Source organism: Amycolatopsis dongchuanensis, from assembly GCF_039542405.1.
GTDB lineage: Bacteria > Actinomycetota > Actinomycetes > Mycobacteriales > Pseudonocardiaceae > Amycolatopsis_E > Amycolatopsis_E sacchari.
Map to the genome: position 1 here is coordinate 1 of NZ_BAABIB010000085.1, position 17,127 is coordinate 17,127.

A 17,127-nucleotide genomic window follows, 5' to 3' on the forward strand; every position below is an offset into this window, starting at 1 on the left:
CCATCACGCCACGATCTTGCCCACACCTCCCTCAAGATCCAAGTGAGACACGCTCTTAGTGTCCAATGCCCGCAGGCACGCGGCGCCGACCGCCGGTTGCACGTCGTCGAAGTAGAACGCGTCCGGGACCCCGATCCGGTAGCCGTCGAGCCGTTCCCGCGCCGCCGTGTCCCGTGGGGTGGTCCGGCCCGCCAGGACGGCGAACAACGCCGCGCAGTCCCGAACGGTGCGGGTCAGCAGCCCGACGCAGTCGAGAGTGGGCCCGAGCGGCACCACTCCCCCGGTGCCGACCGCGCCCCGGGTCGGCTTGAGCCCGACGACGCCGCACAGTGCCGCGGGCACCCGGACCGACCCACCGGTGTCGGTACCCAAGGCCGCGGCGCACAGCCCGGCCGCGACCGCGGCCGCCGATCCGCCGCTCGAGCCGCCCGCCATCCTGGCCGGATCGTGCGGGTTGCGCACCGGCCCGAACGCCGACACGTCACCGGTGGCGCCGTAGGCGAGCTGGTGCAGGTTGGTCTTGCCCAGCACGACGGCTCCGGCCCGTTCCAGCAGGCGGACCGCCTCCGCGCTGCGCACCGGTTCCGCCACGGCGGGCGGGTACACCCCCAGGGATGTGGGCGCACCGGCCACGTGCAGGTTGTCCTTCACCGCGACCGGCAGTCCCGGCAACGGTCGCGGCGTCGTGCCCGTGGTCCGGCCGATCGCGTGCGCCCGGGCGAGTGCACGTCCGCGAAGCAGAGTGGTGTAGGAGTTCAGGACGGGGTCGATCCGCTCGACCCGCTCGAGGACCGCCTCGACGAGCTCGACCGGCGAGATCGTCCCGGCCGTCACGGCGGCCGCGGTGGCCACGGCGTCCGGCAGCGGGGCGGTGCTCACGCCGGATCGCCCGCCCGGGCCGCGTCGGCCGAGGCAGACGACCCCCCGGCATCCAGGGTGCGGTTCTTGCCGGTCTCGCGCGCCAGGTACACGCACACGAGACTGATCACCGCCAGGGCCGCCAGCCAGGCCGGGGCCGGCCAGTAGCTGTCGGCCTGGGCGACCAGTCCGGTCACGATCAGCGGTGTCGTCCCGCCGACGGCCGCGGCCGAGACCTGCTGCCCGATCGAGGCACCGGTGTAGCGCACCCGGGCGTCGAACATCTCCGCGGTCAGCGCGCCCATCAAGCCGTACAGCGTGCCGTTCGCGACACCTCCGAGCCCCTGGGCCAGCCAGATGATCGGCGCCGACCGGATGTCCACCAGCCAGAAGAGCGGAAACGCGTACAGCGCGGTGAAAGCGGCTGCCACGATGAACACGGGTCGCCTGCCGACGCGGTCGGACAGCGCCGAGAAGCCGAGGGAGCCGAGCAGCCCGCCCACGGAGAAGACGATGCCGCCGATGAGCATCGTGGTGGCCGGCATCCTCAGGTGGACCTGGCGGCGCTGATGACGGGCGCGCACGCCGCCGGCTGACCGGCGCCCCGGCCGGTGGCACCGCGGCGCCAGGACGACAGCCGTCCACCGCGACCAGGAGCAGCGCCCCGGCCCCGGAACACCACGTCCCGGTACCGCGGGTGCCTGCCACGACGTGATCCGGTCGCACGGCGCGGGTCCGGCCGCTGCGCCGCCGGCGCGGCTCCGGGGCGGCCACGGCGTCGAGCGGCCGGGCGAGCGTCGGGGCGAGCTCCACGTCCTCGGGTGCGTCGGTCATCCGCGTGATCGAGGCGGCCGGCCGGTCCGGCTCCGGGCCCGCTCGCGCGGCGTCGAGCGCCCGGCCCACTCCGCGGCGACCCGGCCGGGGCATGTGCGGCAGGCGGGATCCAGCGTCCCGCTCGACCCGGACGATCCCACCTCCGGCGGCACCGCCAGGCCGCGCCCGGAGGCGAGGCGGGCGATGCGCGCCCGATGCCGCTCGCGTTGCCGGCTCTGCGCGCGCAGCCGAGCCGGCGGAACCCCGGCTCCGGCGAGCGTCTCGATCCGGATGAGCTCGACCACCGCACCGGCGTCGTACCTGCGGTAGCCGGAGTGGTCCTGTGTGTCCGGCCGCGCGGCGGCCCGAACCAGCCCGGCCACATCGAGCGCGTGGGTGACGAGGAGCCGGTGGTCGGCGTCCACCAGGACACGTCGGCGTGCGGGTGCGCACGGACCAGCCGACGCCGGCCCGCCAGTCCGGCCATCACGGCACCGAGACCGCCGAGGGACGCCTCGAATATGTAGCGGCTCGCGCGGGAGGACAGGTCGTGACCGCGAGCTCGAAGGTGACCACGTCGACGTCGAGGCCGGCCGCTCGACGCGCGCGGACGGTACGGCGCTCAGCCCGCGGTGGCGCAGGCCTCGGCGAAGTCGCGCGCGCCGCGGTCGGACCCCAGATCCGCCACGGCCGCCCGGACGCGCTCGATCGTCGGCTCGTCGGCGACCTGCCGCATGTTCGCCAGGTACTTCCGCTCGATGTCCGACGGGGTCAGCGGCCGCTCGTGGTGGCCGCGGTTGACGTCCTCGCGGTGGGTCAGCACGCGACCGTCCCGGAGGGTCACCTCGATCTCGGCCGAATAGGCCTCCGGGAACCGGCTGTCCGGGTCGTCGGTGATGCGCACCCGGTCGGCGATCGCGTGGATCGCCGTGTCGGTCAGGGACTCGTCGGTGAACTCCGCCAGCGTCAGCCGTCCGCGCTGCAGGCACGCGCCCACCACGTAGGGCAGGCTGAACTTCGCGTCGTACAGGTCGCGCGGGCGGCGCTTGCCCTCCAGCGGCTCGCACACCGCGGCCGCGGCCGTCGGGTGGATGCGGCACAGGATGTCGGTGACCTGGTCGGGTTCGAGACCTTCGTGCTCGCGCACCGCGAGCACGGCATCGGCGAAGCTGTGTGTGAAGTGGCAGCTCGGGTACGGCTTGACACCGGTGCCGAGCATCTCCCACCGCTGCCCGAGATCGGCCACGATGGTCTCGGTGTCGCACTCCTGCCCGGGCAGGTGCGTCGCGAACAGCCCGTAGCGCCCCTCGTACACCGCGCGCGGCCCCGGCCAGTCCGCGGCCGCGAAACCGGCCGCGGTGAGCGCCGATGCCGCCGCCCATCCCGGGTGCAGGCGCTTGGTCCACGCACCGTCCTCCAGGAACTCGAGGATGCCGGACGCCATCGAACCGACGATCTGCTGCGCGCCCGCGATCCCGGCGGCGTCCGAACCGGACACCGTGGCGGCCGCCACCGCCGCGCCGAACGCGCCGGCCAGTCCGGTGGGGTGGAAACCGGCGCGGTGGAAACCCCCGTGCGCGGCCAGACCGACCCGGGCGCTGATCTCGAGACCGAGGATGTAGCCCAGCATGAGCTCGCGCGTCGTGCGGTCATGTTCGACGGCCGCGGCGAGCGCGGCCGGCAGCGCCGAGGCGGACACGTGCACGATCGAGCCGATGTGCGTGTCGTCGAAGTCGTGCCCGTGGACCAGGATCCCGTTGAGCAGTGCGGCGTCGCGCGCCGACAGCCGGTCCGGCGACCCCAGCACGGGGTGATCACCTCGCCCGAACCGGGACACCGCCCGGCGGGCGCGCTCGGCGAACGGTTCTCCCGCGGCGCAGAACGCGACCCCCACCGAGTCCAGCGCCAGGTTGCGGGCGTGGTCGACCACGGCCCGCGGCAGGTCCTCGAAGGTCGCTGCGGCGGCGAACTCCCCGATGCGCTCGGCGATGCTGGACGATCCCATGCGATTCCCTTCCCTGCGGCGTGGGCAGGAGTGTGCCAGCCCGTCGAGCACCGCCGCAAGAAAACATCGGACTTTTCCTGGCGGAATCAGTCCGACGGAGGACGCGGCGGCGCGGGCTGCCGCACCTCCATCTGCTCGTAGAGCGGTCGCAGGCTGTGCAGGTGCTCGCGGGTGAGCCGCTCGGCGGCCTCGGCGTCCCCGCTGGTCACCGCTTCGTAGATGTCCACGTGATCGCGGTCGACCCGCTCCCACTCCGCGCGGCTGATCCGGTCCCGGTCCAGCCTGCTGTGCAGCACCTCGTTGATCGGGCGGCACATCAGCTGCAGCAGCGGGTTGCCGGTGGCCGACACGAGCGTGGTGTGGAAGTCCCAGTGCACGACGAAGCCGCGGTCCGGCTCCAGCGTCGAGGTGCTGGCCGCGGTGGCCCGCAGCATGTCCAGCGCCTCGGCGTCGGCCCGCTCGGTGGCCAGCCGGGCCGCCGACGGTTCCAGGATCAGCCGGGCCTCGAGCAGGTCTGACACCGTCATCGACCTGGTGTTCACCAGCAGCCCGAGGGTGCCACCCAGGTTGTCGGCGATGCTGTCGGCGTCCGGGTTCGACACGAAACTCCCGCCGGTGACACCGCGGGTGGTGTCGATCAGGTGCTGGCTGGCCAGCAGCCGCAGCGCCTCCCGTACGGTGCTGCGGCTGACCCCGAACAGGCCGGTGAGTTCCGCCTCGCTGGGCAGCCGGGTGCCCGAGGGCAGCGTGCCGGTCAGGATCTGCTCCCTGAGCTGGTCGGCGACCTGCCGGTAGGCGGCGCGCACGCGGCGGACGCGGAGTCCGGAGCCGGGAGCTGGGGCGTCGGTCATGTCGGCGGTGTCCTGTTCATCGATGTCGGGCGTCGTGCGCAACGGAACGCAACCGAAGCACACCGGAGTCTAGCCGCACGAGCGAGGTGCACGCGGAAAACGTCTGAGGTATTGCGCGCTGCGGTCTGCGTCACGCATACTGCCCGCCAAGCCCGGACCCGAGCCGGTCCGGGGAACCCCCCAACGCAACACGACAGGAGGTCGCCGCGTGGCTGTGCACGACGGCTGGCAAGGGCGCTACTACGAGGACTTCGTGGTCGGGGACGTCTACCGCCACCCCCTGGGCCGGACGATCAGCGAGGCCGACAACACCTGGTTCACGTTGCTCACGATGAACACCCACCCGGCGCACTTCGACGCGAACTACGCCGGACGGACCCCGTTCGGGCGCGTCCTGGTCAACTCCGGGCTCACGATCGCCATGCTGATCGGGCAGAGCGTCACCGACATCAGCCAGCGCGCGATCGCGAACCTGTCGCTGACCGACGTGCAGCTGACGCACCCCGTCTTCGTCGGCGACACGGTGTACGCCGAGTCGATCTGCACGAACAAGCGGGAATCGGCGTCGCGGCCGTACGCGGGCCTGGTCAGCGTCCGCTCGCGGATGCTCAACGCCGACGGCGACGAGTGCGTGTCGTTCGACCGCACGGTGCTGATCTACAAGCGCGCCCACGCCACGGTGATCGACTCCTTCCCGGAGGCGAAGAACGGCCCGATGACGCTGCCCGCGGAACAGGGAACCCATGACTGAGCGGCTGCCCCTTTCCGACGTCCGGGTGCTCGCGGTGGAGCAGTACGGTGCCGGCCCGTTCGGCACCCTGCACCTCGCCGACCTGGGCGCGGAGATCATCAAGATCGAGGACCCGCGCTTCGGCGGCGACGTCGGCAGGCACACCCCGCCCTACGCGCAGGACGGCGACTCGCTGTTCTTCGAGGCGTTCAACCGCAACAAGCGCTCCATCGTCCTCGACCTGTCCAGTGAGTCCGGGCGCCGCACGTTCGAGCGGCTGGTGTCGGTGAGCGACGCGGTGTACTCGAACCTGCGCGGCGACGTCCCGGCGAAGATGCGCATCCGGTACGACGACCTCAAGCACCTCAACCGCGCGATCGTGTGCTGCTCGCTGTCCGGCTACGGCATGACCGGTCCGCGGCAGGACCGGCCCGGCTACGACTACATGTTGCAGGGCCTCGCGGGCTGGATGTCGGTGACCGGCGAGCCGGACGGGCCGCCCACCAAGTCCGGTCTGTCCATGGTGGACTACTCCGGCGGCATCGTGGCCGCGACGTCGCTGCTGGCGGGCATCCACGCCGCGCGGCGGGACGGCGTCGGCATGGACTGCGACGTCAGCCTCTACGACACCGCCATCGGCATGCTGACCTACCTGGCGACGTGGCATCTGAACGAGGGGTTCGAGCCCCGGCGCACGCACCACTCCGCCCACCCGAGCCTGGTGCCGTTCCAGAACTTCCCCACGAAGGACTCCTGGATCGTCATCGGCTGCGCCAAGCAGAAGTTCTGGGAACGGCTCGTGGACGCGCTCGGCTCGCCGGAGTGGGCGCGCAGCGAACGGTTCGCCACTCCCGCCGCCCGCTACGAGAACTCCGCGGAGTGCGTGCGGCTGCTGGAGGTGGAGCTGGCCGAGCGGACCACGGCGGAGTGGCTGGACTGCCTGGAAGCCGCCGGGGTGCCGTGCGCGCCGATCAACTCGGTGCCCGAGGCGCTGGCCGACGAGCACGCCGCCGCGCGCGGGCTGCTGATCAGCACCGAGCACCCGCGGTTCGGCACCGTGCGCCAGGTGGCCTCCGCCGCCCGCGCCGGTGCGCCGCGCAGCGACCACCGGCGCGCCCCGTCGCTGGGTGAGCACACCCGTGAGGTGCTCGAGCAGCTCCTGGACATGGACGCAGGCGAGATCGACGCGCTGGCACGGGCCGGCGCGTTCGGAGAGCGGGAGTAGACGCGGTGGACTTCACACTGAGCGGCGACCAGGAACAGTTCCGGTCGATGCTGCGCGACTTCGTCGACGGCGAGATCGTTCCGGTCGCGCGGGAATGGGAACACAGCGGCCGGTACCCGACCGAGATCGTCGACCAGATGAAACAGCTGGGTCTGTTCGGCCTGATGATCCCGGAGGAGTACGGGGGAGCGGCGGCGGACTTCGTGTCGTTCACCCTGATGTTCGAGGAGATCGCGCGCGGCTGGATGGGCATCGCGGGCATCCTCGGCAGCCACTCGCTGTCCTGCTGGATGCTCGCGCGGCACGGCACCGAGGAGCAGAAGCGCCGGTACCTGCCCGACCTCGCCACCGGGGCCCGGCGCACCGGGATCGCGCTGACCGAGCCGGACGCGGGCACCGATCTGCAGGGCATCCGCACCACCGCGACCCGCGACGGCGACCACTACGTCGTCAACGGCACGAAGATGTGGATCACCAACGCCCGGTACGCCGACCCGTTGCCCGTGCTGGTCAAGACCGACCGCAGCGCCACCCCCGCGCACAAGGGGATGAGCGTGCTGCTGATCGAGGCAGGCACACCGGGCTTCACCGTCACCAAGGACATCCCCAAGCTGGGCTACAAGGGCACCGAGTCCTGCGAGGTGGTCTTCGACGACGTCCGCGTTCCCGCGGCGAACCTCCTCGGCGGCGTCGAGGGTCGCGGAATGCAGCAGGTGCTGTCGGCGCTGGAGGTGGGCAGGCTCAACATCGCAGGCCGCAGCCTCGGCATCGCGCAGCGCGCCTACGACGAGGCACTGCAGTACGCGCGCGACCGGCGCGCCTTCGGCAAGCCGATCGCCGAGTTCCAGGCGATCCAGATCCGCCTCGCCGAAATGGCCACGCAGCTGCAGGCGGCGCGGCTGCTCACCTACTGGTCGGCCGATGCGCTGGACCGGGGCAAGCGCTCGGACCTGCAGACGGGGATGGCCAAGTTGTTCGCCTCCGAGGTGGCGCTGCAGGCGGCGCAGGACTCGATGCGGGTGCACGGCGGGTACAGCTACTCGGCGGAGTTCGAGATCGAACGCCTCTACCGCGATTCGATCCTGATGACGATCGGCGAGGGCACGAGCGACGTCATGCGGACGGTGATCGCCCGGTCGCTCATCGGGGACAAGGGCAGGGTCGGCTGGTGATCGCGCGCAGCTGGCTGTTCTGCCCGGCCGACCGCCCGGACCGCCTCACCCGGGCGGTGGACGTGGCCGACGTCGCGGTGGCCGATCTGGAGGACGCGGTGGCCACCGACGCCAAGGCGCGCGCACGCGCGACCGTCGCGGAGTGGCTCGCGGCGGACCCGGCACGGGCGCGCCGGGTCTGGGTGCGGGTGAACAACGAGCAGGATCTCGTGGACGCCGATCTGGACGCGATCGCCGGGCTCGGGATCGCGGGCGTGGTGCTCCCGAAAGCCGACCTCGTCACGGTGACGGCGCTGGCCGGGCGGTTGCGCGTCCCCGTGCTGCCGCTCGTGGAGACCGCCGCGGCCCTGTGGCGGCTGCCCGAAATCGCCGCCGTGCCGGGTGTGGCGACGGTCACGCTCGGCGAGTACGACCTGGCCGCCGACCTCGGGGTGAGCGGCTTCGAGGACGACCCGCAGCCGCTCGCCTGGGCGCGCTCGGGAGCGGTGGCGGCCGCGGCGGGGTGCGGCCTGGTGCCGCCGCCCGCCCCGGTCACGGCGGCGTTCGACGACCGGGAGGCGTTCACGGCGTCGACGCGGGCGCTGCAGCGGATGGGTTTCGCCGGACGGATGTGCATCCATCCGCGCCAGGTGGAGTGGACGCACGACGCAGTGCGGCCGGGTGCGGACGACGTGGAGCGGGCGCGCGCGGTGCTGGCCGCGGCGCAGGACGCGGAGCGGAAGGGAAGCGGTGTGGCGGTCGTGTCCGGGCGCATGGTCGACGCCGCGGTGGTGCGGCGTGCGCGCCGCGTGCTGGCGCTGGCCGCTCCGGACGCCGGATCAGTGATGGACTAGCAGGGTCACTTGGAGGACCAACCAGATGAAACGCATCGGAGTCGATGTCGGTGGCACGTTCACCGACCTCATGTACTGGGACGAGGACGGCACCATCGCGGTGCACAAGATCCCGTCCACACCGCAGGACCCGTCCGTGGCCACCGTCGCGGGCGTCGGAGAGCTGGCCGAGCGCGTCGGCGTGTCCGTCGAGGCCCTCGACCAGTTCCTGCACGGCACGACCGTCGCGACCAACATCGTCCTGGAGCACAACGGCTCCGACGTCGGCTTGATCACCACCGAGGGCTTCCGCGACATCCTCCACATCGCCCGCAAGAAGCGCCCCCTGAACTACTCGTCGTACCAGGACCTGCCGTGGCAGAAGTGGCAGCTGGTGCGGCGCCGCAACCGGCGGGTGGTGCGGGAGCGGATCAACGCGGCCGGCGAGATCCTGACGCCGCTGGACGAGGACGGCGTGCGCGAGCAGGTCCGCGTGCTCAAGGCCAACGGGGTGCGGGCGATCGCGGTGTGCTTCCTGCACGCCTACCGCAACCCGGTGCACGAGCAGGCGGTCAAGCGCATCGTCGAGGAGGAGTACCCCGGTGTCTTCATCTCGCTGTCCAGTGAGGTCGCCCCGCAGTACCGCGAGTACGAGCGGTTCTCCACCACGGCGCTGAACGCGTTCGTCGGGCCGAAGGTGTCCGGCTACGTCACCAACCTCGTCGACACCGCCCGCGAGTCGGGTGTGCGCGGCGACGTGCGGCTCATGACGTCGGCGGGCGGGCTGATCACTTCGCGCCGCGCAGTGGAGCACCCGGTGTCGCTGCTGACCAGCGGGGTGGTGGCGGGCCTGCTCGGCGGGTGCGCGATCGGCAAGGCCTCCGGGTACGAAAGCGTCATCACCCTCGACGTCGGCGGCACCTCGGCCGACATCGGCGTGGCGGCCGACGGCAAGCTGCGGATGAAACACCTGCTCGACACCCGCATCGGCGATTACCACGCGATGGTGCCGATGGCGGAGGTCGACACGATCGGCGCGGGCGGCGGTTCCATCGCCTTCATCGACGAGGGCGGGATGTTCCGCGTCGGTCCGCGCAGCGCGGGCGCGGTGCCCGGACCGGCCTGCTACGCGCGCGGCGGCACCGAACCCACCAGCACCGACGCCATGGTGGCCATGGGGTGGCTGCGCGAGGACAGTTTCCTGTCCGGCGCGATGCGGGTGGAGACCGACCTGGCGATCAAGGCGATCGAGGAACACGTGGCCGCCAAGCTGGGCACCAGCGTCCAGCACGCCGCGATCGGGATCTTCCAGATCCTGGCGCACGCGATGACCGAAGCCATCAGCCTGCACTCGGTGCGCAAGGGCTACGACCCGCGCGATTTCTCGCTCGTCGCCGAGGGCGGCGCGGGGCCGCTGTACGCGTGGCACATCGCGCAGCAGCTCAACGTCCCCCGCGTCATCGTGCCCGCGCACCCCGGCATCGCCTCGGCGATGGGGTTGCTGTCCACCGACATCCGCGTCGAGGTGCCCGCGACGGTGTGGACCTCCTCCGCCGATCCGGACACCGACCGGATCGCCGCCGAGATCGACCGGTTGTCCGCGCAGGTGGTCGAGCAGGTCACCGCGGACGGACTCTCGCCCGACGACGTCGTCATCGAACGCAGCCTCGACTGCCGCTACATCGGCCAGGGCTACGAGCTGCGCGTGCCCGCGCCCGACGGCCCGGTGGACGCCGACTGGGTGGCGCGCGCCGCCGAGTCGTTCCACCAGGTGCACGAACGCACCTACCTGCAGCGCTTCGACGACAAGCCGGTGCACTTCGTGAACGTGCGGGTGGCCGCGGTCGGCAAGGTGGGGCACGTGCCGCTCGCCGAGGTCGAAGCGGGCGGGCCGGACCCGTCGGGCGCGCTGAAGGCGACGACGCAGACGTTGTTCTGGGATGAGGGCAACCAGCCCGCGGAGTTCACCACGAACGTCTACGACCGGGACCGCCTGAAGGCGGGCAACGTGATCGACGGTCCCGCGATCGTCGAGCAGTTCGACTCGACCACCATCATCGGGCCGGGGCAGCGCGCGACCGTCGACCGCGTCGGCCACATCATCATCGAGACCAGTGACAACAGCCAGGGAGGTCAGCGGTGACGGCATTGAACCCGGCGGGCGAGACCCTCGCGGGCGTCGCCCCGGACGACTTCGTCCGCGTCGACGTCGACCCCATCACGCTGCGGGTGATCGGCGGTGCGCTCGACTCCATCGCCAAGGAGATGGCGCAGATCCTCTACCGGATGGCGTACTCCAGCCTGATCCGGGAGTCCGAGGACCTCGGTGCGGGCATCTTCGACGTCAACGGCCGTGAGTTGTGCGAATCGGACTCGACGCCGATGCACTGCGGATCCATCCCGGCCTACATCCGTGGCATCGACCGCAGGCTGTCCGGCACCTACCAGCCGGGCGACGTCATCCTGCACAACCACCCCTACCACGGTGCCGCCCACTCCCCGGATTACGGCATCGTGATCCCGATCTTCTTCGGCGGGCGCCACGTCGGGTTCGCGGGCTGCACCGGCCACGTGTCCGACATCGGCGGCAACTTCCCCGGTCTGTGCATGGACGTCGTGGACGTCTGGGCCGAGGGCAAGCTGATGGACGCGGCGAAGATCTACGACGCCGGCGTGCGCAACGACGCGCTGATCCAGCACATCCTGGACAACGTGCGCACCCCCGAGCAGAACGCGGGAGACCTCGAGGCGCTGATCGCGTGCGCGCGGCTGGGCGAGCGGCGGTTCGTCGAGCTGCTGGAGCGCTACGGCGTCGACGTGGTGATGTCGGCCGCCGAGAAGTGGATGGACTACTCCGAGGAGATGTTGCGCCGCCGGGTGCGCGAGATCCCGGACGGCGAGTACGAGGCGCCGCTGTCCTACCTGGACGACGACGGCAAGAACCGCGAGGTCCCGCTGGCGGTCGCGGTGAAGGTCAAGGTGACCGGCGACGACGTCGTCGTCGACCTCACCGGCTCGCACGGGCAGGTGCCGACGGCGTTCAACGTGCCGTTCGAGGGTTCGGTGCTGCCCACGGTGGCCTCCGCGGTGCGCACGTTGCTGCTCGACGAGGCGCTGACCGAGGAGTACGTGCCGCAGAACGACGGCTGCTTCCGCCCCGCCAAGGCCTACGCCCCGGAAGGCACGCTGTTCAACCCGGATTTCCCGGCGTCGTGCTTCGCGCGGTTCTCGCAGATCAACCGGATGTTCGACTCGATCAACATCGCGCTGGCCGATGTTCTGCCCGACCGTGCGGTGGCGGGGTCCTCGGCCGCGCTGTGCGCCATCGCCTACTCGGGTCTCGCCGAGGACGGCCAGTCGTACTGGGTGTACATCGAGATCAACGAGGGTTCCTACGGGGCGCGCAACGGCAAGGACGGCCTGGACTGCGTCGACACCCTGATGGCCAACACCCGCAACAACCCGATCGAGGAGCTCGAGCTCAACCGCTCGATGATCGCCGAACGCTACGAACTGCGCGACGAACCGCCCGCACCCGGCCAGTACCGGGGTGGTATCGGCAGCGTCCGCACGTGGCGGATGCTCACCGACACCTTCATCGGGTCCGAGGCGGACAACCGCAACGACCCGCCGAAGGGGCTCGCGGGCGGACACGACGGTCTGCCCGGTGCGTTCACCCGCAACGTGGGTACCGAGCGGGAGGAAACGCTGTACTCGAAGGTCACGCAGGAGCGTTGCGCGGCAGGCGACACGCTGGAGATCCGGATGCCCTCCGGTGGCGGGTACGGCGATCCGCTGCTGCGGGAACCCGCGCTCGTGCTGGAGGACGTGCTCGACGACTTCGTCACCGTCGCCGATGCCGAGCGCCACTACGGCGTGGTGATCGACGAATCGACGATGACCGTGGACGAGGACGCGACCGCCAGGGCGCGCGCGTCGCGGCAGGCGGCGTGATCGCGGGTCCGCCGGGGCGGCCGGTACCCCGGCGTCCCGGCGGACCCGGTTTTTCGGCAGGGAAAGGAGACCAGGTGGGTCCGGTCCGGGAACGAGTCGAGCGGTACCTGGCGCGCACGCGGGAACGCGATCGGGATCTGCGCGCGTTCATCGCGGTGCTCGCCGACCGCGCGCGGTGGCAGGCCGACGAACGGGACGCGACGCCACCCGCGCGGCGGGGGAGCCTGCACGGTCTGACCGTGTCGCTCAAGGACAACATCGACGTGGCCGGTGTCCGCAGCACCGCGGGCTCGGCGCACCACGGTGGCGTCCCGGCCGCGCGGGACGCCACGGTCACCCGGCTGCTCGACGACGCCGGTGCCGTCGTGTTGGGCAAGAACAACATGGCGGAGTTCGCCATGGGCGCCACCGGACGCAACGCGGTGTTCGGCGACTGCCGCAACGCGCGGGACGGGCACCGGATCGCGGGCGGGTCCAGCAGCGGTTCGGGGGTCGCGGTGGCGGCGGAGCTGGTCGAGGCCGCGCTCGGCACGGACACCGGCGGATCGGGCCGGATCCCCGCCTCGGTCAACGGGGTCGTCGGGTTGCGCCCGACAGTGGGGCGGGTGTCCAACCGCGGGGTGTTTCCGGTGAGCCCGTCGTTCGACACGGTCACGCCGATCGCGGGCGACGTCCGGACGGTCGCGCGGGTCCTTGCCGCGCTGGACCGGTTTGATCCCGACGACCCCACCGCGGTGCCCGGTGAGCGGACACCGGTCGACGCGCTGCTCGGCGCCGGGCTCGACGGCCTGCGGGTGGGGGTCGCCGGGGGATTCCTCGCGGACGGCGTCGAACCGGGTGTGCGGCGGGTGGTCGCGACCGCGACGGAGCTGATGGCCCGGCACGGTGCCACGGCGACGCCGGTCACGGTCGCGGGTGCGGAGTCGGCGCAGGAGCGGATGCTCGAGATCATGTACCCGGAGGCGGCGGGCGTGCACGCGGAGCGCATGCGGGCCGATCCGTGCTCGATCGACGCGGACGTGTTGCGCCGGCTGCGGATCGGCGCCGGCACGCCGGAGGACGTCACCCAGCGCGCCCGCCGCTGGCGGCGGGATTTCCAGGCGCGCGCGAGCGAGGTGTTCAGCCGCGTCGACGTCGTCGTGTGCCCGACCATCCCGGTCGACGTGCCCCGCGCGGACGCCGTCGACCTGGCGGCGTCCACTCGCGACCTCGCCCGGTTCACCTACGTGTGGGCGATGTACGGCGGCCCGTCGATGAGCGTCCCGTGTGGACGACATCCGGAGTCCGGGATGCCGGTGGGGCTGCACCTGGCGGCGGCCCCGTGGCGGGAGGACGTGTTGCTGCGTGCGGCGGCCGGGTTCGAAGCCGCCCTCGGCGGGCCGGTCTCAGGCTGACGCCGTGGTCTCGGTGGCGGGGAAGCGCACGCCGGTGAGCTCCTCGGTGACCGTCCACAGTCGACGCGCGTCCTCGGCGTCGCGCAGTCGGGAGTAGAGCTTCTGCTCGGCCGGTGGGCCGGCGAAGTGCCCGACGCCGCTCGGGCCGTACAGGCGGACAGGGCGCGGATGAGACGGGCGCGCGGGGTGGGGCGGTCGCGACCGAGGTCGGGCCGGGCGCCGAGAAGGTTCGTGGGAGCCACGCCCGGGTGGGACAGGTTGCTGGTGGAACGGGCGGTCGCGGTGCAGCACGCCCCGCGCGTGCAGCGCGGCCAGCCGATGCTGTGCGGTGATCACCGAGCCGAACCCGGCGAGCAGGGCGAGCTGTGAGGTGGTGAAGGTGAAGTGTTCGTCCAGCAGGGCCAGGATGCGGCGATCCCGGTCGGTCAGACGGCCGCCCGCAGCGGCCACGGCCGCCGCCGTCACGCGCCGCCGCAGCCCCGAGGATGTGTCATGAGGACAGTTGTCCATCGAGTCTGGCACCGTAGCCGCGCCTACTACGACGCGCTGACCTGCAACAACACGGCCGGAACCCGGCAGGTCGGGTCGGCAACTCTGAGAGGACTCCCCAACGGAATCCCCAACGGAATCCCCATGTGAACCCCCACGTGCACCCACCAACCAGCCGTCTCGGCCGGGCGCGGAACCCGCGCCACGCTCGCGCACCATGATCACCACCACCGAGGGGAGACACCGACAACACCGACCGGCCCGCACGATCACGGTGGACGCGGTAAACACTTGGCTCGGCGTCACAACGACGCCGACGACACCAAGGCGCGTCACGGTGCGGGACACGTTCTGCCGATCCTCGGCGAGGCCTCGACCATCTGCCTGCGCAGACCCGAGCCGACAGCGGATCAGCCAATTAGGCTAGCATCCGTCCTCGGCAGCCGTCAACAGTCGATGTTGCCGTAGCCGCCCGGCGTGTTCCGGTCGTTGTGTGGATGTGTGTACGCCGCACCACGGGTGGCCATATAAGGCCAATCGGGCACCCGCGTAGCACGACCGCACGACTGAAACCGCAGGTCAACCGCTACTAACGCCAGATGTGTACCCCGGCAGCTCTGGGTTGCCTAGGAAATGGTCGATGAGTTGCCCAGTGAGTTGCCGGGTGAATGGCTGGCGGCTCGTTTCTCAGTTGATCTCGTCGGGGTCGGGCTCGCTCGGCGGCCACGATCTGGCGGGCGGGGCGTAGGGTCGGGGCAGTCGCCCACCTGTGGTGTCGGCGCTGTTCAGTAGCCAGTTCAGGGCGTTGGTGGCGTGGCCGAACCGGTGTTCGACCACCGCGCCGTGTTCGGCGGGGCGGCGATAGTCGAACCGGGCCTCGGCGCGGACGGCGTGCGCGAGTCCGCTGGGGCGCAGCGCGAGGTATTCGACGTATCCGGCTCGGACGCGCCAGAGCCGGGTGCCGATCAACCCGCCGTCGTCATCGACGTCGGGCAGCGGGCGGAAGCCTGCGGTGTGGAGGCGTCGGCCCAGCTCTTGGGCTGCTTGCGCGGGCATGGCGCTCACGGTTGGCGGGCTCCTGGTGGGCGTGCGGGGGCCGCACGCCCGCAGGGCCGATCGGCAGTGCGCGGGCGTGCGGACGCGGTGGACGGGTGGCGATGGTCAGAAGCGCAGTTCGGGGATTGTGTTCAGGTCGATGCCGTAGCGGGCGTAGATCGTGATGGTGTTTTCGCCGGTCAGGTCGGCTTCGGTGTGGCCGAGCAGTCCGGCGACCCTGACCACCTCGTCCTTGGACCCGGCTTCGATCTCCAAGTACGGGGGGATCTGGGGCCAGGTGTCGATCTCGACCTGTGCGCCGTCGAGGATGAAGCTGGTGCGCTTGGTCTCCTGGTAGGACTTCGCGGTGAAGCCGAGCACGTTCAGCAGTGCGTTGGTGGCGGCGAAGTCGTCGACGCCCACTTCGATCTCGTGGGTGCCGTCGATGGCGTCGCTGGTGATCTGCTTGACGGTCAGCGTGGTCTCGTCGCCGGTGTCGCGGAGCCTGATCCACTTGGACTGGTCGCCAGGGGTGATGTCGTAGACGTAGCGGCGCATGAACCGCTCGCCGAGCTTCTGGCCGCCCTTGTCCAGGATCAGCTGTTCCATGGCGTCGGGGTCGATGTCGAGGATCTTGGCTTCGTGCTCGATGGGCACTGCGGGCTCCTTCCGATGGTGATCAGTGGTGGACGTTATCCGGCGAGGCGGGTGGTGAGCCGCTGGTACTCGGCTTCGCGCAGGGCGAGGATCTCGGCGCGCTTCGGGCTGGTCACGAACTCGTCCAGCGGCATGCACAGGTCCATGCGCTGGATGCACACGCCGACCTGGTAGCGGCCGGTGCGGTCGTAGTAGAGCCGCACGCCGTAGAAGCCTTCCTGGCAGTCGGTGTCGTTGTTGAACCGGCACCCGGCGCACGTGTCGGGCAGCCGCACGGGCCGGATCTGCTTGAAGAACACCCGCCGTCCGTCCGGCAGCCGGTAGGCGGTGCGTGCGCCGGACACACCAGCGGTGATGTAGTGGGCCTCGGCGACCGCGCCACGCTCGGCGAGGATGCGTTCGATGGCTTCGATCGAGACCGGGCCGTGGTCCAGCGAGTTGAGCAGCCGCACCGACAGGTACGGGGAGTATTCGTCCAGCAGGCGGTGCACGCGCGGGGCGTGGCTGTGGTCGAGCACCACGATGTTGGCGCCGGCCTTGATCCCGTGCGCCTCACATTCGGCGATGGAGCGTTTCAGGGCGTCGATCTTGCGCTGTGCGCGGTCGGGGTCGCGGTAGCGGGCGTGCTGGACCTCGGCGAGTTCGGCGGCCGTGGTGCCGAAGACGGAGAAGTTCACCCGGTCCAGCCCAGCGGCGGCGCAGTCGGCGAGTACCCGGTCACCGCGCTCACCGTTGGAGGTCATCCCGACCTGGAACCCGGCGTCCACCGCGATCTTCGTCAGCCGCGCCACGGCGGGATGCAACGTCGGTTCACCACCGGTCAGATGCACCTCGCTGAGGTCCAGGGCGTCGCCCAACACGGTCAGCGCCTCGCCGAACTGCTCGTTGTCGGGGACTGCGGCGGGCAGGAATGCCGCGCCGTTGGTGGCGGCGTAGATCGACACGCGCCCACTGGGGCCGGCGGTGGTGAAGTCGCCGAGCGGCCGGCGGCGGTTGTCCACCACGACCGGGGTGCCTTCGTTGTGACAGAAGTCGCAGGTCAGCCCGCAGGGATCGTGGATCTTCACGCGCGCCGTCTTGTCCTTCTCGACGTGGACAGGGATGCCGGTGGGGAACATCGGAGGTGGCCCTT

16 protein-coding genes are annotated in these 17,127 nt (G+C 71.3%); 7 read left to right on the forward strand and 9 right to left on the reverse strand.

The window, feature by feature from the left end:
- Positions 1-3 precede the first annotated feature (3 nt).
- The 5 genes from ABFX51_RS22860 to ABFX51_RS22880 all read right to left on the reverse strand — a co-directional run bounded on the left by ABFX51_RS22860 (position 4) and on the right by ABFX51_RS22880 (position 4,527).
- The gene (locus ABFX51_RS22860) at positions 4-879 is read right to left on the reverse strand and encodes an amidase (RefSeq protein ID WP_346054864.1); all 876 of its coding nucleotides are present in this window, start codon (positions 877-879) and stop codon (positions 4-6) included.
- On the reverse strand, positions 876-1,403 hold the full coding sequence (locus ABFX51_RS22865; protein ID WP_091514167.1) for an MFS transporter: 528 nt from the start codon (positions 1,401-1,403) through the stop codon (positions 876-878). The genes ABFX51_RS22860 and ABFX51_RS22865 overlap by 4 nt, the downstream gene beginning before the upstream one ends.
- 285 nt (positions 1,404-1,688) lie before the next feature.
- Positions 1,689-2,096, reverse strand: coding sequence for a hypothetical protein (locus ABFX51_RS22870; RefSeq protein ID WP_346054865.1), 408 nt, complete (start codon positions 2,094-2,096; stop codon positions 1,689-1,691).
- 197 nt (positions 2,097-2,293) lie between these two features.
- On the reverse strand, positions 2,294-3,676 hold the full coding sequence (locus ABFX51_RS22875) for an MmgE/PrpD family protein (RefSeq protein ID WP_091514165.1): 1,383 nt from the start codon (positions 3,674-3,676) through the stop codon (positions 2,294-2,296).
- A gap of 86 nt (positions 3,677-3,762) precedes the next feature.
- Positions 3,763-4,527, reverse strand: a complete 765-nt coding sequence (locus ABFX51_RS22880) for a FadR/GntR family transcriptional regulator (protein ID WP_030534550.1) — start codon at positions 4,525-4,527, stop codon at positions 3,763-3,765.
- Positions 4,528-4,735: 208 nt separating this feature from the next.
- On the opposite strand from ABFX51_RS22880, the gene ABFX51_RS22885 reads away from it, so the two are divergent.
- The 7 genes from ABFX51_RS22885 (at position 4,736) to ABFX51_RS22915 (ending at position 13,814) form a co-directional block, all read left to right on the forward strand.
- Entirely contained in the window at positions 4,736-5,278 is a 543-nt protein-coding gene (locus ABFX51_RS22885; protein ID WP_030534551.1) for a MaoC family dehydratase, read from the forward strand.
- Positions 5,271-6,482, forward strand: coding sequence for a CaiB/BaiF CoA transferase family protein (locus ABFX51_RS22890; protein WP_030534552.1), 1,212 nt, complete (start codon positions 5,271-5,273; stop codon positions 6,480-6,482). The genes ABFX51_RS22885 and ABFX51_RS22890 overlap by 8 nt, the downstream gene beginning before the upstream one ends.
- A 5-nt stretch (positions 6,483-6,487) precedes the next feature.
- On the forward strand, positions 6,488-7,654 hold the full coding sequence (locus ABFX51_RS22895; protein WP_091514161.1) for an acyl-CoA dehydrogenase family protein: 1,167 nt from the start codon (positions 6,488-6,490) through the stop codon (positions 7,652-7,654).
- Positions 7,651-8,487: an HpcH/HpaI aldolase/citrate lyase family protein gene (locus ABFX51_RS22900; protein WP_177228922.1), complete on the forward strand. Its 837-nt coding sequence runs from the start codon at positions 7,651-7,653 to the stop codon at positions 8,485-8,487. The genes ABFX51_RS22895 and ABFX51_RS22900 overlap by 4 nt, the downstream gene beginning before the upstream one ends.
- A 25-nt stretch (positions 8,488-8,512) precedes the next feature.
- Complete coding sequence (locus tag ABFX51_RS22905; protein WP_091514158.1) at positions 8,513-10,609, forward strand: hydantoinase/oxoprolinase family protein; 2,097 nt, start codon at positions 8,513-8,515, stop codon at positions 10,607-10,609.
- On the forward strand, positions 10,606-12,420 hold the full coding sequence (locus ABFX51_RS22910) for a hydantoinase B/oxoprolinase family protein (protein ID WP_091514156.1): 1,815 nt from the start codon (positions 10,606-10,608) through the stop codon (positions 12,418-12,420). The genes ABFX51_RS22905 and ABFX51_RS22910 overlap by 4 nt, the downstream gene beginning before the upstream one ends.
- Before the next feature lie 74 nt (positions 12,421-12,494).
- Entirely contained in the window at positions 12,495-13,814 is a 1,320-nt protein-coding gene (locus ABFX51_RS22915) for an amidase (RefSeq protein ID WP_346054866.1), read from the forward strand.
- Here the strand turns inward: ABFX51_RS22915 and ABFX51_RS22920 are convergent.
- The 4 genes from ABFX51_RS22920 to ABFX51_RS22935 form a co-directional block, all read right to left on the reverse strand.
- Positions 13,806-14,324, reverse strand: a complete 519-nt coding sequence (locus tag ABFX51_RS22920) for a hypothetical protein (protein ID WP_218153569.1) — start codon at positions 14,322-14,324, stop codon at positions 13,806-13,808. The two genes, ABFX51_RS22915 and ABFX51_RS22920, sit on opposite strands and share 9 nt — an antisense overlap.
- A gap of 666 nt (positions 14,325-14,990) precedes the next feature.
- Entirely contained in the window at positions 14,991-15,359 is a 369-nt protein-coding gene (locus ABFX51_RS22925) for a hypothetical protein (RefSeq protein WP_168213846.1), read from the reverse strand.
- Between the two features lie 105 nt (positions 15,360-15,464).
- Positions 15,465-15,995, reverse strand: coding sequence for a class IV adenylate cyclase (locus ABFX51_RS22930; protein ID WP_091514150.1), 531 nt, complete (start codon positions 15,993-15,995; stop codon positions 15,465-15,467).
- A gap of 35 nt (positions 15,996-16,030) precedes the next feature.
- The gene (locus ABFX51_RS22935) at positions 16,031-17,113 is read right to left on the reverse strand and encodes a radical SAM protein (protein ID WP_091514147.1); all 1,083 of its coding nucleotides are present in this window, start codon (positions 17,111-17,113) and stop codon (positions 16,031-16,033) included.
- Positions 17,114-17,127: the final 14 nt, after the last annotated feature.

Coding starts and splice junctions, on each gene's coding strand:
- ABFX51_RS22865 (WP_091514167.1), bottom strand. CDS start 1,403: ATGCCGGCCACCACGATGCTCATCGGCGGCATCGTCTTCTCCGTGGGC.
- ABFX51_RS22875 (WP_091514165.1), bottom strand. CDS start 3,676: ATGGGATCGTCCAGCATCGCCGAGCGCATCGGGGAGTTCGCCGCCGCA.
- ABFX51_RS22880 (WP_030534550.1), bottom strand. CDS start 4,527: ATGACCGACGCCCCAGCTCCCGGCTCCGGACTCCGCGTCCGCCGCGTG.
- ABFX51_RS22890 (WP_030534552.1), top strand. CDS start 5,271: ATGACTGAGCGGCTGCCCCTTTCCGACGTCCGGGTGCTCGCGGTGGAG.
- ABFX51_RS22905 (WP_091514158.1), top strand. CDS start 8,513: ATGAAACGCATCGGAGTCGATGTCGGTGGCACGTTCACCGACCTCATG.
- ABFX51_RS22920 (WP_218153569.1), bottom strand. CDS start 14,324: ATGGACAACTGTCCTCATGACACATCCTCGGGGCTGCGGCGGCGCGTG.
- ABFX51_RS22925 (WP_168213846.1), bottom strand. CDS start 15,359: ATGCCCGCGCAAGCAGCCCAAGAGCTGGGCCGACGCCTCCACACCGCA.
- ABFX51_RS22935 (WP_091514147.1), bottom strand. CDS start 17,113: ATGTTCCCCACCGGCATCCCTGTCCACGTCGAGAAGGACAAGACGGCG.